The organism is Flavobacterium hungaricum, assembly GCF_015182285.1.
GTDB lineage: Bacteria > Bacteroidota > Bacteroidia > Flavobacteriales > Flavobacteriaceae > Flavobacterium > Flavobacterium hungaricum.
This window is the reverse complement of record NZ_PRDM01000004.1, coordinates 106,939-123,093: the sequence shown is the minus strand read 5'-3', so window position 1 is coordinate 123,093 and position 16,155 is coordinate 106,939. Positions and strand designations below refer to the sequence as shown.

Genomic DNA, 16,155 nt, shown 5'->3' with positions numbered 1-16,155 from the left:
TTAAAAAATATAACATATTATTTAATTTTTAGCAAATGGTCAAAATGACTATTAATAAACTAAGTTTTTTACTATAAAACATTGTTGCGTTGATTAATTCGTAATTAATTATTCTTTTTATTAAATTAAATACTTTTATTTTAATTAATTTTTATTGATAGTTTAAAAAATATCTAAAACAACCGATTGCTTTTTTGTTTGTTTTTCTATATTTGTTGTTATCAAACAAACTATTTAAACCAAACACAAAACCACTAGTATGATGTTAAAAATTAAAATTGCACTCATTGGGCTGCTGATAACCGGCAGCCAGCATTTAATCGCCCAGTCAAAAACAATTCAGGGTGTTGTTACCGATCCGTCGGGATTTCCCCTGCCTGGTGCGAGTATTAATGTAGAAGGAACACAAAATAGTGCTTCTACAGATTTTGATGGTAAGTATTCTTTAAAAGGTGTAAATCCGACAGATAAGATTACTTTTTCTTATGTAGGCTTGATTTCGCAGACTATTACACCTGGACAAAGAAGTTCAATCAATGTTACTCTAGTACTTTCTACCCAAAATTTAAGTGAAGTGGTAGTCGCGTACGGAACTCAAAAAAGAACCAAAGTAACGGGAGCTATTTCTACCGTCAGCTCAAAAGACATTGCTGCTGTTCCTATTACAAATGCCGAATCGGCTTTACAAGGTCGTGCTGCGGGGGTTACTGTTGTTAATGGGGCGCCGGGATCAAATCCTACTGTGACTATTCGTGGTCTGGCTACGATGGGAAATAGTGCACCTTTGTATGTAATTGATGGTGTATTGACGAGTAATCTTTCTGGTCTGAGTCCTAATGATATTGAAAGCATATCTGTTTTAAAAGACGCTTCGACAACGGCTTTATACGGATCAAAAGCTTTTAATGGTGTTATTGTGGTGACGACAAAAAAAGGTAAGAAAGGCGCGGGCCAGCTGACATTTGGAACCTATATCGGCGGACAGGAAATTACAAAAAGATACAGTGTTTTAAATACACAGCAATATCTTCAGTATGCAAAAGATCTTGGGAGTGATTTAACGGCGAGAGCTGCAGAATTTGGAAATACAAGTACGAACTGGCAGGATCAGATTTTTCAAACCGGCTTAATGCAGGATTACAACCTAAGTTTTTCCAGCGGAACTGAGAAATCTACAAGCCGTTATTCTGCGGAATATTTAAAACAAGTCGGTGCGGTTATCAATACTGGTTTTGAACGTTATTCGTTTAGAGCAAATAATACTCAAGACATTGGCAAACTTAAAGTCGGAAGTAATATTGGCGTTTCGTTCAGTACAATTAATCCAGAGCGCAGTGCCGGAGGAAGAACATTATTGGAGCACGCTATTAAGATGGCACCGTACTTTCCTGTTTATAATGAAGAAAATTTAGGCGGTTACCAAGGTCCAAGTGCTGTTGACGGTAATGATGCAGAAAATCCGGTTCGTGTAGCCAATTTGGGGTATCAGAAAATTAATAATTTGTCTCTAATCGGAAACATCTATGCTGAATTAGAAATTTTAAAAGGCTTAAAATTTAGATCGCAGGTGTCATTAGATTACTTTACAAGTAAAGACCACACTTTTGTTCCCAGCTATCAGGATGGTTCTTATCACAAACAAGCATTTTCTACCACTGCCGAAACAAATTCTCAAGGCCAGACCATTGTTTTTGATAATAGTTTAAATTATAAAACTACAATTGCAGGTAAACATAATCTTGAAGTACTGGGAGTTATTACTAAAATTGATGGAAAATCGCAAAGCTTAGTTGCGGGAAGCCGTTATAATATTTCTGATGAAATTGATCAGCTGCGTTACAATGAAGGTAACTTGGGATCTGCCAATTATGAAGAAAAAAACATTGGTTACATCGTGCGTATTAATTACGATTACAATGACAAATATCTGCTTGCTGTTTCAGGGCGCCGAGATGCATCATCTCGTTTTGGATCGAATAACCGCTGGGGTAATTTCTATTCGGTTGCTTTAGGCTGGAATATAGCCAAAGAAAGTTTTATGGAAAATTCTGTTTTCAGCACCTTAAAACTTAGAGCTAGTACAGGAACAACAGGAAATGACAGAATTGAGAATTATCAATACAGTTCTACTTTAATTGCAAACTATAATTATCCGATTGGTGGCGCAAATGCACCTGGTGTTTCGCTTGGAGTTGCTGCAAATCCTAATTTGAAATGGGAGTCTAAACTGGATCGAAATATAGGTGTGGATTTTGGCTTTTTGGAGGAAAGAATAACAGGTTCTTTTGAGTATTTCAATAACAAAAGCAGTGATATTCTTTTTGCAGTGCCTCTTCCTGCTTCTGTTGGATCTGCGGGCGGCGGTACTCAGATTCAGAACATTGCAGATGTAAAAGTAAGCGGTTATGAAATATCATTAGGGTATAACGACAGAAAAGGAGATTTTACCTGGTCTGCCGTTGCAAATTTAGGAACAAGTAAAAATGAAGTAGTAAGTTTAGCCCCAGGCGTAACGAGTGTTTTAGGCGGGCCGGTTCCAAGAGCTGGTTTAGAAAACTTCTCAAGACTGGAAGTAGGACAGCCCTTATTTTATTTCTACGGATATCAAACGAACGGAATTTATCAAAACCAAGCAGAGGTTGATGCTGTTTTTGGACCTGGACAGACTGCTGTAAAACCAGGGGATATCAGAATTATAGACCGTGACGGCAATAAGATTATTAACTCTGGAGACAAAACTAATATTGGGAATCCTTATCCTGATTTTACTTATGGTTTAAATCTGAATGCCGCTTATAAAAATTTCGATTTTAATTGTTTTATATCTGGAGTTCAAGGAAATGATATATACAACGCAAACACTTTTGACTTACAAGGAATGAATCGTTTGTTTAATGCCAGTACTGATGTTCTGGATCGAGCAGTTGTCGTAAATGGTACCGTTACCAATCCATCAGCTTCATTGCCGAGAGCACAAGGAGCAGATATAAACTGGTCTTCGGCAAACCAGCGTTACATTGAAGACGGTTCTTATACCAGATTAAAAAATATTGCAATAGGATATACACTGTCTGGCGATGCCTTTAAAACCTATTTTTCTAAAGTAAGATTTTATCTAAGCGGTCAAAATCTTATCACAATTACAAAATACACTGGTTTGGATCCTGAAATTGCACGTGCAGATGCAAATGCCAATTCTGCTGGTATTGATTTAGGAAGATATCCGCAGCCAAAATCTATCATTTTTGGACTTGATGTTACATTTTAATTTATAATGATGATGAGAAAAATAAAATATATACTTACAGTATTGTCGGGAGTTTTAGCTTTAACTTCATGTGACACGAGCGAATTAGAATTAAGTAATCCGAACACCTTATCTCCTGATACCTTCTTTAAAACAAAAGATCAGGTACAATCAGCAGTAAATGCTTCTTACGCTAATTTGCAGACAAGAGGACTTTATGGAAGAAATTTTTCTTTTGCAATGGATCTTATGAGCCAGGAAACTTTGGGGAATCCGCAATTAGAAGGAAATAAAAAACCTTTTCAGGATTTTTCTTTTAATGCAGGTAACGATATCATTCAATATTATTGGGAATCGTGCTACATCGGAATTTCGAGAGCTAACTTTGTGCTGGATAATGAAGCTAAAATCAATGCTTTGACAGAGTTGGTTTTGCCGCAAGAACAAAAAAACAAGTTTTTGGGCGAAGCGCATTTTTTAAGAGCCTATTATTATTTTTTATTGGTAAAACGTTTTGGTGATTTACCAATTTACAAAACAAACAATATAATTGGTAATGCAAGAAGTCCAAAGGCAGAAGTATATGCTTTGATTGAAGAAGATCTTGTATTTGCTTCTCAAAATCTTTTGGCAAGAGGGGTAGAAACAGCAGGAAGAGCGACAAAGGAGGCCGCTTATGCTTATTTGGGTAAAGTTTTATTGTATCAAAAGAAATATGATCAGGCTCTTACCGCTTTTAATAATGTTACCGGATTCAGTCTTGAAGATAAAGGCAGTTTTTATAACAACTTTATGGAAGAAACGGAGCATGGTAAAGAATCGATTTTTGAGATTGAGTTTGACGCAAAAAATGGAACTGGTGATCAATGGGGTTCTCAAGGTGACAGTGGCGGAACTGGTTTTGAAGAGGCGACTTTAAGAGGACAGGAATATGGAAACTTAAGCTGGTACAACGTATATCCGTCTGATGATTTGTTGGATTCTTATGAAACAGGTGATAACCGTTTTGGAGATACTTTTTATCTGCCAGGCTCTCCTTACTTAGAGGGGAAAAAGGTAATGGTTGCCAGTAATTTTACTACTTCTGCAGGTATTAGAAGAGCGGGATGGAAAAAATACCAAAACTATTACATAAGAGAAGATGAAGCCCTGCGATCAAGCATTAACTTCAAAGTGATGCGTTATGCTGATGTATTGCTGATGAAAGCGGAATGTGAAAACCAAAGAGACGGAGGTTCGCAGACAGCAGCGATTGCCTATATTAAACAAGTTAGGGACAGAGCCAATCTAACAACCAATATTGCTCCGACAAAAGAGGCTGTTTTTGCCGCAATTGTTCACGAACGTAAAGTGGAATTAGCTGGTGAGCAATCTCGTTTTGATGATATTATAAGATGGGGGATTGCAGGAACCGAACTGCAGGGAACAGGTTTTACCGCTGGAAAAAGCGAATTATGGCCTATCCCGAATAGAGAAACTTCTTCAAATCCTAATATAAAACCGAGTGATAATAATCCTGGGTATTAAGAATTAAAAGGAAAGTTTAAGTTGAGTTAAGTAAGTTAGTTTTCGATAAACAGCGCCATAACAGGCGCTGTTTATTATTTTATATCGGTTGTGTTTTGATGGGAGAAACAGAAGTTTTTTTTAAAAAATTAACGATTCTTTTAGTTAATCATTTCTTAATCCGTTAAAAAAGTTATCCGTATTGCTATAAATTCGTTTTGTCAATTCTTATAAAATAAATTTAAAGAATGATTGATTCCCATGATATCTTAAAACAACTTTTATCTTAAAAAATTGATTTATACCACACTTTTAAATATTGCAGTTTTTCAGGGAATAATCTTGGGCATCATAATTTTAAAATCTTCCTTATTCAATAGCAATTCAAACAAATATTTAGCATACTTACTATTTGCACTTTCCATTATTTTGCTAAACTATGTTTTTGAATTAGAACATGTATTTAAAACCTATCCGTTATTACGTTTTATAGACGTTATCGATTGGATATTTCTATTGCCTGTTTTCACATTTCTGTTTATTATAAACCGCATAAATGATGCGGTAAAAAAAAGGCAAAATACGTATTTGTATTACATTCCATTTACCTATGCCAGTACTCTTAATATCACACTCTATCTAGATTATGTAGCAGGAATTTATAAAATCCCTGAGTCCTTCTTGTATCTAATCAATATACTTCAGGTAATACAGCTTTTACTGGCTGTTATCATCATCATCGTTCTCCCTTTTTACTCTTATTTCATGATAAGGTATTTAAAAGATCCCCAAGAGAAAAAATGGGTCATCACCTTATTAACGATTATGTATTTGTTGTTATTTGTCTGGCTCACGACCTATTTGTCTGGTTTGTTTTATCATTCAGACATTTCTTCTACCATGAGCGGGCTGGCTTTAGCGGCAACATTTGTAATGCACTGGACAGCTTATATAGGCATTTACAAATACAAGCTTGCCAAAAACAAAGATGCCATCTATAATTTTCTCAACAGCGATGCAGCTGTTTCAACTGCCGGTCTGCAAATTATAGAAAACAGCCTAACAGAAGAAAATAGTATCTCGGAAGAATACAGAGAATCGATTACGGCAGATAATCTTTATTTCCAAAAACTAGAACTTCTCTGCAAAGAACAGCACATTTATACAGACAGTACATTAAGCCGAGAAAAAGTGGCAGAAAAACTGGGCATAAGTGCCGGTTATGTTTCACAAATTGTAAACACCGTAACAGGAGACAACTTTGCCAATTACATAAACAGCTATCGGGTTGAAGCTTTCAAGGAAATGATCTCAGATTCTGAATACGAAAACTACAATCTTCTGGCGATGGGATTAGAATCTGGGTTTACTTCAAAAACAACTTTTTACAAAGCCTTTAAAAAAGTTACCGGTCAGACACCGAACGAGTATAAAAATACGAGTAAATAGGTGCCATTTTGTACATTTTTAAGCTTTTGAAACCTTTGCCAATTTCTCTTATGTGAATTTTGCATTCAAATAATTCAAATCACATTTTATGAAAAAATTTTTAGTACTAGCTGTTTTTACAGTTTTAGGGTTTGTAAATGGCAATGCCCAAGAAATTAAATTTGGTGTCAAAGGAGGTTTAAACTTTGCAACTGTCAGCGGAGACAATACCGAAAATATTGATTATGTAACATCATACAATTTTGGTGTTTTATCGGAAATCCCACTATCCGAAAAATTTTCTTTCCAACCCGAAATAATGTATTCTCGTCAAGGATATAGTTTTGGTGATGATGTAGTTGCCTTAAATTATCTAAACGTTCCTTTAGTGGGGAAATATTATGTAACAAAAGGATTTAGTGTTGAAGCCGGACCGCAAATAGGCTTTTTACTTTCTGCTAAAAATGAAAAGATTAATGTAAAAGACTCGTTTAATACTTTTGATTTCGGCGTTAATTTTGGATTGGGTTACAAATTTGAAAACGGACTTAATTTTGGTCTAAGGTACAATCTGGGGTTAACAGATATTAATAATTTGGAAGGTTCTTCTTTTAAAAATAAAAACGGAGTATTTCAATTCTCTGTTGGTTACTTCTTTTTCTAAAACTTAAATTCATCGATTTTTAATTTGAGGCGGTTAAAAATCTGCCTTCCCAAAAACGCGGATTTACAAGGATTTACGTATAATTAAAATCCTTGTAAATTCGTGTCTTGGTTGTAACGAATCCATTAAATCTGTTTCGAAATAAATCCTCCGGAACTTGTGGATCAGGATAAATCTAATTTGTACGTATAAAAATATTTTTTTAAAAACAAATAAAACAAGTATAATTACCTGATATTGTGATTTTTATAAAATGTATATTTGTATGTATTTACTTTAAAACTCAAGTTGACTTATAGTAAATTGATTTTTTTAGTACTAAAGCCGCTATTCGGCGCATTTTTATTAAAACCAAACTTCTCTACACTCCTTTCAGATTTAATTTCCGAGCCAATTTGCACTTTTTCATTGCATTTTCGAATCAAGTTCAAACGAATTGTTTTTGTGATGCCCAAACAATTTACAGATCAAATTCAGAACGCAGTTTTTCTAAAGGTGCCCGCAATTCTACCGTTTAAAATTATTATTAATAAAATAAAAATATTTAGACATGTCAGTAAAACTATTTACAATTGGTGACAGTATATCCCAGGGATTTATGTCAGGAGCAGCAGCAAAAACAGACCAATGTTACTCAACACTGCTTGCAAAAATTTTAGAAGCGCAAAATTATTGTTTTCCAGAATGGTCAAAAGGAGGACTTCCTTTAGATCTCGAAACGGTTTTCCGTCGTTTGGAACGTCGACTGGATACCAATATTTCGGGACCTTTTGAATGGATCAAAGCAACAGCTATTATTAATTCTTACTTAGATGAGGTAGAAGATTATTATGAGAGAGGAGACGGCTGTCTCAGCAAAAGTTTAGGGAAAAATGCCTATCATAATGTCTCAGTAAGAGGTTTTGATATTTCTAATTCGTGGCAGTTAACACCAGGATTATGCGAAGAATATATTAAAAAATCGAATGATAATGGCGATAATTTTTTTGGTGTTGTTAATGAAGCCCTTCATAGAACTGCATTTAAAGTTTTAGGATCAGGAAATGCTGATAATCCCAGTAAATATAAAAATTACACGCAGTTAGACTGGCTGCAGCAGCATCACAAAAACGAGGGAGTAGAAAATGTTATTTTATGGCTTGGCGCAAATAATGCGTTAGGAACGGTAACAAATTTGAAAATAAAACAAACATCTCCAGACGGGACAGCTTTTTTAAAAGGACCCGATAAGGTAAGTTATAAAGAACGTAAAGAGAACGATTGGAACTTATGGCATCCAGAAGATTTTAGGGTCGAATACCAATATATGATGGACCAAGTAATAAAAATTATGGAAAGTAATCCCGATAAAAAGGATTATAAAGTTTTTGTTGCGACTATTCCGCTTGTCACAATTTGCCCTCTTATCAAAGCCGTAGAGTCTTACGGCAGAACCATGATAGAAGTAACAGAGTGGATTGTTGATGCTGCAAATCCTGCACCAATGGGTGTCGGCCAATTGGGTGGGAGAACTAAAGAACCTGTTTCTTATGGTAAATATTATCCTTATTTTCTTTTTGAAGACACCTTTGATATAACGTTGAAACACCTCAATCAAAGAGATATTTTACACATAGACAACTGCATAAGAATGTACAACAGAATTATACAAGAAATTGTTGCAGAAGCTAATGAGAGAGTAGGAAAACCAAAGTTCTATTTGGTGGATATTGCGACGGCTCTTAATCAAATGGCTCTTAAAAGAAATAATAATAATCCGCCGTATGAATATCCTTCTTATTTCGAGTTCTGCCACCCTAGAGTTGATTCGCGTTATTACGGTGTTACCCGTAAAAAAGAAATCAAATCGGGAGGTCTTTTTAGTCTTGACGGAGTGCATCCAACTGCTATAGGACACGGTCTCATTGCTTACGAATTTCTTAAAGTAATGAAAAAAGCAGGGTCTTTTTCTGGATTTCCTGAAGCCGCAATTGATTGGAAAGCTGTTTTTGAAAGTGATACCTTGTACAGTAATCCAATTGGACTGCTGGGGGAGATTTACGACAACGCTAATTTTAAAGAATGGATCTACAAAAGAATTGAAGATTCTTGGGAACATAAGAAATATTAGAAAGTGGAATATTCTTAAATGCTAATCCAATTTGTATTGAGAGCAAAGCAGTGGTTTTTGTTATAGAATTCAAACATTATTAAATGAAACTATTATGGATAATGAAAAGACTGAAAATAAAGCATCGTTTTTCTCCAATATTGTTGCAATAGGAAAAGATTTAGCTGCCTTGTTAAGAGATTTTGCTTTACTTATTATTTTTCTCGCATTGTTGTTATTTCCAGAAACATTCAATGATATTATGATTAAAGCAGGATTCGAAGAGGGAAGCATTATTGGAATGAAATGGAAAAAAGGCATTGCAAAATCGGATATTGCTTTAAAAGAAGCTCAGGCTACTATCGGTATTATGCAAAAACAACTCGACAGTGTATCAAAAGTACTTAATGAAGCAAAAAAAACAACAAACAATCCTGATTTGAAGAAAAAGATAGAAAATGTTCAATTGAAAAATTTTGAAATCGAAAAACAAACCGAGCTAATTCAAAAATCTGTAAAAAAAACTATTTCTTCTAATGCCGTTCTGGTAGAAAATGCTCAAAAAGCAGTTAACACTACAAATTCGTGGGGAGTATTATTAGGAACAGATGCTACGCTCAAACTGGCACAGAACGAATGCAGGATTTACAGCAGTAAATACGGAATTCAAAATGCTGTTATTTACTACCGGCAGGGATTTTATCTCAGCATTGTACTTGCAGGAGACAGGGATACGGCGGGAGAACTGTTGTCAAAAGCAAAACGAAGACGATCAGATTCTTATATTGTTCCAATGACAACCTGGTGTCAAAATTCAGTTCAAAGAGATGGCTATATAGAATGTTTGGGTAAATGATAAAGATATTCTGAAAGGTTTAAGGCTTCGGTTTAGACTTTCCTGAGGTGCTTATTCAATTTGTAATGTGGAATAAAAAAGACAAAATGATAGATAAAACAGAAATAAAATTAGAAACGGAACTTTCCATTTTTAAATATTCTTTGATAGGTTTAATACTTGGTGTAATAGTGGTTATTGGATTTCCATTGGCAAGTACAGGAAACGGGTTTTCTCTAGTTTTTATAGGGCTTCTGCTTGCAATGGCATCTTTGGTCTGCGGTTTCTTTACAGGAACATTGTTTGGAATGCCCAAAAGAAACGAAACGGATTCGAGCGATTATACTTTAAACAATAGTCTTGTCGAAATTTCGGAATGGCTCACAAAAATAATTGTGGGGCTGGGTTTGGTAAATTTAACAAAAGTGCCGGATTATCTTAATAGCGTAGGGCAGTTTGTAAAAAAAGATTGTAAGGATACTTGTTATGTTGATTTTTATGCAATGTGCATTTTAGTTTATTTCTCCATTTTAGGATTGTATATGGGGTATAATTACATGAGACTTGTGCTGTCACCTCAATATAAAATAGCAGATGACAATATGCTTAAAAAGCAATTAGTTAAAGTGAATGAAAAATTGGAAGAAACAACAATTGAAAATAAAAAATTAAAAGAAGCCGCTACTGATTTACAAGATGAAATGAATGTAAAAGGCAATGTGACCAAAGAACTTATAAAAATGGTGAATCAACCAGAAATTCCGATTGAGGATATTCAGATTACAAGTTCAGAAATTGCCAGCAGGGAAGATGTAAACGAATCAGAAGAAACGATACAATCATATGTTGATAATATGATTAATGAAGCAAAAGAAAAATTGAAACGAGGATTGGTTATTAATCCTATTGACCCGCAACAGGGACAATGGGGCGGAAAAGCCATAAATAACGAAAGAGAATTGTCTGCAGCTGTTGTTGAATTCTCTAGATGGATTTTTGAAATTAACATTACTATTAAATCGACTAACGATAATAAACCATTACAGTCTGGAGAAGTTATACTTGTAGCATTACATGATACGTTTGGAGAGCCGCCTTTCCGTTTGGTTACAGTTGAAAATGGAATTGCGCAGCTAAAACTAGTTTCCTATGGCTCTTTTACGATAGGAGCATATGCTGATCGAGGCACTACAGAATTGGAATTAAATTTAGCGAAATTACCAGATGTCTCGGATTATTTTAAAACTCATTAAAAAACAAATAAAGATATTCTAATGGAGTGTCTTTATTGTTATTATACTCTTTCCAAAACAGCTGCATTATCATTAAAAGAAATCCCACTGAAAAAAGTAAAATACAAGCCTATAAGATCAAAAAACCACATTTTAAACTGCAAAAAGAAACAGACAAATAGTTGATTTCTCTTGTATTAATTGAAAGAGACTACCTCTTTTACTCTCAAAAAAGTATTTTTTTATAGGGTTAATCTTAAAAACAGGTATTACTACTCGGTGTTGATCAAAAACACCATGCTATATTTGTTATTGTTTACTGCTCAAATGTTTATAGTGTGAAGGAGGTAGTAGTTCTAGAGCGTAAAGTCTCTAAATGACCCTATAGAATATACAATTTTAAAGAAAAATAAATTTTAAATCGCAGCAGCTTTGCTCTAATAGGGATTAAAGTTTCTATGAATTTAATAACGATCTGTTTTATCCTTTAAAAGTTTAAAAAAAATAAAATCCAAATCTTACTGCTATGAAAAATACTGTAAAATTCTTTCTAAACGGAAAACCTACGACCATAGAAAATCCTTCACCAGATTTGCTTTTAATTGATTTTTTAAGATCGCCGGAAGTGGGGCTTTCTGGTCCCAAAAAGCCTTGCGGTCAAGGAGGCTGCGGCGGCTGTACCGTTATTTTATCTGAATGGGACGGAAAAGAAAACAAAGCCAATCATTTGGCTATAAACTCCTGTCTTAGACCTGTCTGTGCCATAGGAGGGCTTTCGGTCACTACAATCGAAGGAACCGGTGCTGCCCGTAAACCTGATCCGAAACATTTTGTGCAAACAAGTAGTTCAACACGCGGCAGTGTGCCCCTGGGTGAAGATAAATCTCCAGTATTATACGATGCAAAAAAAGAAGCAGATGAAAAACGCAGCGCTGTTAAGGCAGCTATAGCCAATAGTGCGCCAAGTGGGACTTGCACGGCAGAAATAGAAATAAAAGAAGATATTGCAGATTTTCCGTCTGAAGAAACACATTCAGGAATAAACCCTGTTGCTTATCAGCTCGCCTTAAATAATGGAAGTCAGTGTGGATATTGCAGTGTGGGATTTGTCATGAACATGTCCGAATTTATACACAACAACCCAGCGGCAACCAAAAAAGAAATTGAACAGGCGTTTGATGGAAATTTATGCCGTTGTACGGGATACCGATCTATTCTTACCGGAATGAAAACTTTTGCTTCTGACTGGGACGCTGCTGATGAAAAAAAGAGAATGCCTTGTAAACTTGATCCTGTAAGTAAAGCGCAGCTTCCAGGTAAACTAGAAATCCCTTTCCCTCCTGCAGCACAAAATCCTGCTTCTGGAGTATCCACCAGCCGATGGACAACTCCAACTTCACTTTCAGAACTTGCAAAAACTATAAAAAATAATAAAAACGTTCGACTTGTACATGCCAATACTTCTTACGGTATTTATAAAAATGAGTACTTAGAGGATACTTTTTATATTGACATTCGATTTATCCCAGAGTTAAATACTAAAAATGAAGTAACAGATGACCATCTTGAAATTGCAGCCAGCACTACCTATACCAGCCTAATTGAACTGCTTTCTGAAGGTATTGAAAAAGCCAAACATGCTGCTGGTAAAATATCCAAATCGGATAGTACAACTTTGGAAGCTTTAGATTATATGGCCAGAAGAACTGCGGGGCGCATTGTTCGTAATGCGGCTACAATTGGAGGCAATACTATGTTGGTCTTAAAACATATCCCGAAGGGTACGGGCGAACCATTTCCTTCCGATCTTTTTACAGCTTTATACGCCGTCGGAACCAAAATCAATTATTTTTCATTAGAAAAAAACGGCGAATTTAAAGCCTATACAAAATCAGCAAAAGAACTTGTCGATGCGGTTGTAAAAGACCCGGAACTTGCCGATACTATTGTTCTGAGTTCTTACGAAATTTCTTTAAAGGATTCCAATGCGATAGTATTTGCCCAAAAAGTAGCTCTTCGTGAAGTAAACGCGCATAGTATTGTTAATACCACAACCAATTTTAACATCGATGATAATTGCATTATTAAATCGGCAGTAATTACATTTGGAGGTATTGCACCTTTTCCGTGGAGAGCAGCAGAAACCGAAAAAGCAATGAAAAATAAAGAATTGACATTAAAAGATGTCAATGAACTTTCAAAAATTCTTGCAAAAGAAGTCTTAGAAGAACTTATCCATCAAGAAGAACGTATGGAAGAAGTTCCTAATGAGGGATTTACTTTAGAATATCGTACACAGCTGGCAGTTTCCTTTTTTTACAAATCCGTTGTAAATGCTTTATCAATTAAGGGAATCGATATTCCAGCAAACCTTAAATCAGCAGCAGAAAACAAATGGGGTAATTGGCCGGTGAGCGACGGTGTTCAAAATTACAAGACCCAAGATTATAAAGCACCTGTAGCGCAGCCCTATATCAAAGTCACGGCGATGTATCAAACATCTGGACAGACTCACTATACACATGAGCTTCCTGTGCCGCCGCTTACATTAAACGGAGCATTTGTACAAAGTCAAAAAGCTTTGATGAATTATTCATTTGGTTTAAAAAATGAAAAAATAGAGCTTAGTGAATTAAAAGCACATCTAAAAGATAAATACCCTGCTTTTGCGGATATTATTACCCATGAAAATATTAAAAACGGAGGACGTAATTACCAGGGAATGGGCAATGACCAGCCGCTTTTTGCAGAACAATTAGTAAGCTATGTCGGGCAGTCTATTGCGATGATACTTGCTTCAAGCGAGCAGGATGCTGTCAAAATTGCATCCTACGTTTCTACAGAATGTGTCTTTTACGAAAAACCTGGCGCCCCTTGGACAGGAGAGTGGGATGAGCCGATTATTGATTTAATTGAAGCCATCAAGAAAGGAAGTATTTTTCCAGATGCACCTGTTTCTGCTTCATTTAATTCTCATATCTGGAAAATAACGCGCCCCGGAAGTCAATTTGACTGGGTGAAAAATCACCAGCCAATTGCGCCTAAAACTCTTATAAGAGAAAAACAAATAGATACAAGAACAGAAAATGTAGATAATATTCCGTGTACGGTGGTGACTTCTTCGCAGCTTTGCGGGGGACAGGCACATTTTTATATGGAACCTCAGGCTTGTATTGCAACTCCTGTAGATGAAGGGCGTATAAAAGTACAGCCATCTGTGCAAAGTCCTGGCGGAATGCATGACACTGTTGCTTCAGCATTAGGACTATACCATCACCAAGTCGAAGTTAATGTGCCGCCAGTAGGGGGAGGTTTTGGAGGTAAAACAGAACAAACTCGTTTTGTTGCCGGGCCGACTGCAGTTGCGGCAAAAGCAACCAAAACCCCTGTCAGATTAGCAATACCTCGTGATGAAGATACTGCAATGATAGGAAAACGCCATGCCTATTATGGCGAATACGAAATTGCCGTTGACACGGGAGAATATAAACCAGAAAATAAGGGAATCATTCATGGTTTTCAATTGAAAATGTGGGGAGATGGAGGAGCATTTTACGATTGTTCTTTTATAGTTTCAAATTGCGTCCAGCTGCGTACAGACAACGCTTATAAAATTAAAAACTTCGAAAGTCAAATAGATGTATGCCGAACCAATACTGCTCCTAGTACCGCAATGCGTGCTTTTGGAGACGTACAAGGCAAAAACATTGTTGAAAATGCCATTGATGATGCTGCTATTTCGATCGGTATGAGACCAGAAGATTTACGAGAAAAAAACCTTTATGATCGCGGTGATGTAACTCCTTTTGGGCAGGCTCTTACCTACTGTTATATGAAACAAGTATGGTCGTATGCCAAAGATGTTTCCAATTTTGATACAAAATACGATGATGTCCAAAAGTTTAACCGAGAAAACAAATGGGTGAAAAGAGGTATTTCTATGCTCCCTGTAAAATACGGTTCAGGGTATAATTTACTTGCGTTAGAGCAGTCAGCCGCTATCGTAGCCATCAATCCAAGTGACGGAACTGTTGTGATTCATCAGGGAGGTGTTGAGATTGGACAAGGTTTAGTTACTCAGGCACAACAGGTGGCCGCTTATGTGTTGGGAATTCCGATGGAAATGATATTTATTGACAATGTAAATACCAGCATTACCCCAAATCCTACAAGTACAGGAGGTTCTACCGGAACACCCTATTCTTGCGAAGCAGTAAAACAAACGTGTGAAGAAATGCGAGCCAGACTTATGGAATTTGGTTATCAAATGCTGAAAGAAAATGGAGAAGATTGGTGTAAGCAGAAAAATATAGATTTTTGGAACTATGGTGCAGGAGAAAATAAAGGCTGGGCCCAAAAAATCAACCCCAATCTAGGAAATAAACCAATGATTTGGCAAAATCTAATCACTTTAGCGGCATCACAAAGAGTCAATCTTATTGCTTCTTTTAATGCTAAAATACAAGGCGGTGAGGTTCAGATTCCGGCCATGACTTTTAAAACAGAAAAAGACCAGCCTAATATTCCAGGGGTAGAACGTGTAAAAGATGCGAAACTTGGCGGAGGTGTCGATTCGTTTGTCGGTTTTACTTACTCTGTAGCATGTTCAGTTACTGAAGTTGATATTCTTACTGGAGAAGTAAAAATCATCAGCTCTGATATTATTTACGATATGGGATGGAGCATGAATCCAGCGATCGACATAGGACAGATAGAAGGTGCTTTTGTTCAGGGTATCGGCTATTTGATGACTGAGAAATTAGTGGCAGAAACAAAAGGAACAAATATCGGACGATTAAATTCAACCAATACCTGGCGTTATAAAATTCCAGCTGTAACGACTATCCCATTAGAAATGAATACGTTTCTTTTTCCTAGAGACGAACAATCGGTAAGCAGTATACCGGCAGATCCTAATCAAATATTTTCTGCCAAAGAAGTTGGTGAGCCGCCATTAGTGCTTGCCAATAGTGTCTTCTTTGCCATAAAAGACGCTATACGCGAATCAAGAAAAGAACGTAAGCTGCCTGATTTGTTTCAATTTGATGCCCCGGCAACAGTTCAGGAAGTACGAAGAGCTTGTCAGGTAAGTTTAAAAGATCTCTCAGAATAACTATAACACACAAACACACACCAAAAACACAATAAAACAAA

At 36.1% G+C, this 16,155-nt stretch carries 8 protein-coding genes; all 8 read left to right on the top strand.

The window, feature by feature from the left end; genetic code table 11:
* Positions 1-259: 259 nt before the first annotated feature.
* The 8 genes from C4F50_RS16730 to C4F50_RS16695 all read left to right on the top strand — a co-directional run bounded on the left by C4F50_RS16730 (position 260) and on the right by C4F50_RS16695 (position 16,114).
* Positions 260-3,268, top strand: coding sequence for a SusC/RagA family TonB-linked outer membrane protein (locus C4F50_RS16730; protein WP_194139800.1), 3,009 nt, complete (start codon positions 260-262; stop codon positions 3,266-3,268).
* Between the two features lie 12 nt (positions 3,269-3,280).
* On the top strand, positions 3,281-4,774 hold the full coding sequence (locus tag C4F50_RS16725; protein ID WP_194139799.1) for a RagB/SusD family nutrient uptake outer membrane protein: 1,494 nt from the start codon (positions 3,281-3,283) through the stop codon (positions 4,772-4,774).
* A gap of 273 nt (positions 4,775-5,047) precedes the next feature.
* Positions 5,048-6,202 carry a helix-turn-helix domain-containing protein gene (locus C4F50_RS16720; protein ID WP_194139798.1) on the top strand — a complete coding sequence of 385 codons (1,155 nt, stop codon included), beginning with the start codon at positions 5,048-5,050 and terminating at the stop codon, positions 6,200-6,202.
* 88 nt (positions 6,203-6,290) lie between these two features.
* Positions 6,291-6,845, top strand: a complete 555-nt coding sequence (locus tag C4F50_RS16715; RefSeq protein WP_194139797.1) for a porin family protein — start codon at positions 6,291-6,293, stop codon at positions 6,843-6,845.
* Positions 6,846-7,395: 550 nt separating this feature from the next.
* The gene (locus C4F50_RS16710; protein ID WP_194139796.1) at positions 7,396-8,955 is read left to right on the top strand and encodes an SGNH/GDSL hydrolase family protein; all 1,560 of its coding nucleotides are present in this window, start codon (positions 7,396-7,398) and stop codon (positions 8,953-8,955) included.
* Between the two features lie 94 nt (positions 8,956-9,049).
* Positions 9,050-9,790 carry a hypothetical protein gene (locus tag C4F50_RS16705; protein WP_194139795.1) on the top strand — a complete coding sequence of 247 codons (741 nt, stop codon included), beginning with the start codon at positions 9,050-9,052 and terminating at the stop codon, positions 9,788-9,790.
* A gap of 86 nt (positions 9,791-9,876) precedes the next feature.
* Positions 9,877-11,022 (top strand): pYEATS domain-containing protein, encoded by a 1,146-nt coding sequence (locus C4F50_RS16700; protein WP_194139794.1) that lies wholly within the window; start codon positions 9,877-9,879, stop codon positions 11,020-11,022.
* 505 nt (positions 11,023-11,527) lie between these two features.
* The gene (locus C4F50_RS16695) at positions 11,528-16,114 is read left to right on the top strand and encodes a molybdopterin cofactor-binding domain-containing protein (protein WP_194139793.1); all 4,587 of its coding nucleotides are present in this window, start codon (positions 11,528-11,530) and stop codon (positions 16,112-16,114) included.
* Positions 16,115-16,155: the final 41 nt, after the last annotated feature.

Coding starts and splice junctions, on each gene's coding strand:
- C4F50_RS16710 (WP_194139796.1), top strand. CDS start 7,396: ATGTCAGTAAAACTATTTACAATTGGTGACAGTATATCCCAGGGATTT.
- C4F50_RS16715 (WP_194139797.1), top strand. CDS start 6,291: ATGAAAAAATTTTTAGTACTAGCTGTTTTTACAGTTTTAGGGTTTGTA.
- C4F50_RS16730 (WP_194139800.1), top strand. CDS start 260: ATGATGTTAAAAATTAAAATTGCACTCATTGGGCTGCTGATAACCGGC.
- C4F50_RS16705 (WP_194139795.1), top strand. CDS start 9,050: ATGGATAATGAAAAGACTGAAAATAAAGCATCGTTTTTCTCCAATATT.
- C4F50_RS16695 (WP_194139793.1), top strand. CDS start 11,528: ATGAAAAATACTGTAAAATTCTTTCTAAACGGAAAACCTACGACCATA.
- C4F50_RS16700 (WP_194139794.1), top strand. CDS start 9,877: ATGATAGATAAAACAGAAATAAAATTAGAAACGGAACTTTCCATTTTT.
- C4F50_RS16725 (WP_194139799.1), top strand. CDS start 3,281: ATGAGAAAAATAAAATATATACTTACAGTATTGTCGGGAGTTTTAGCT.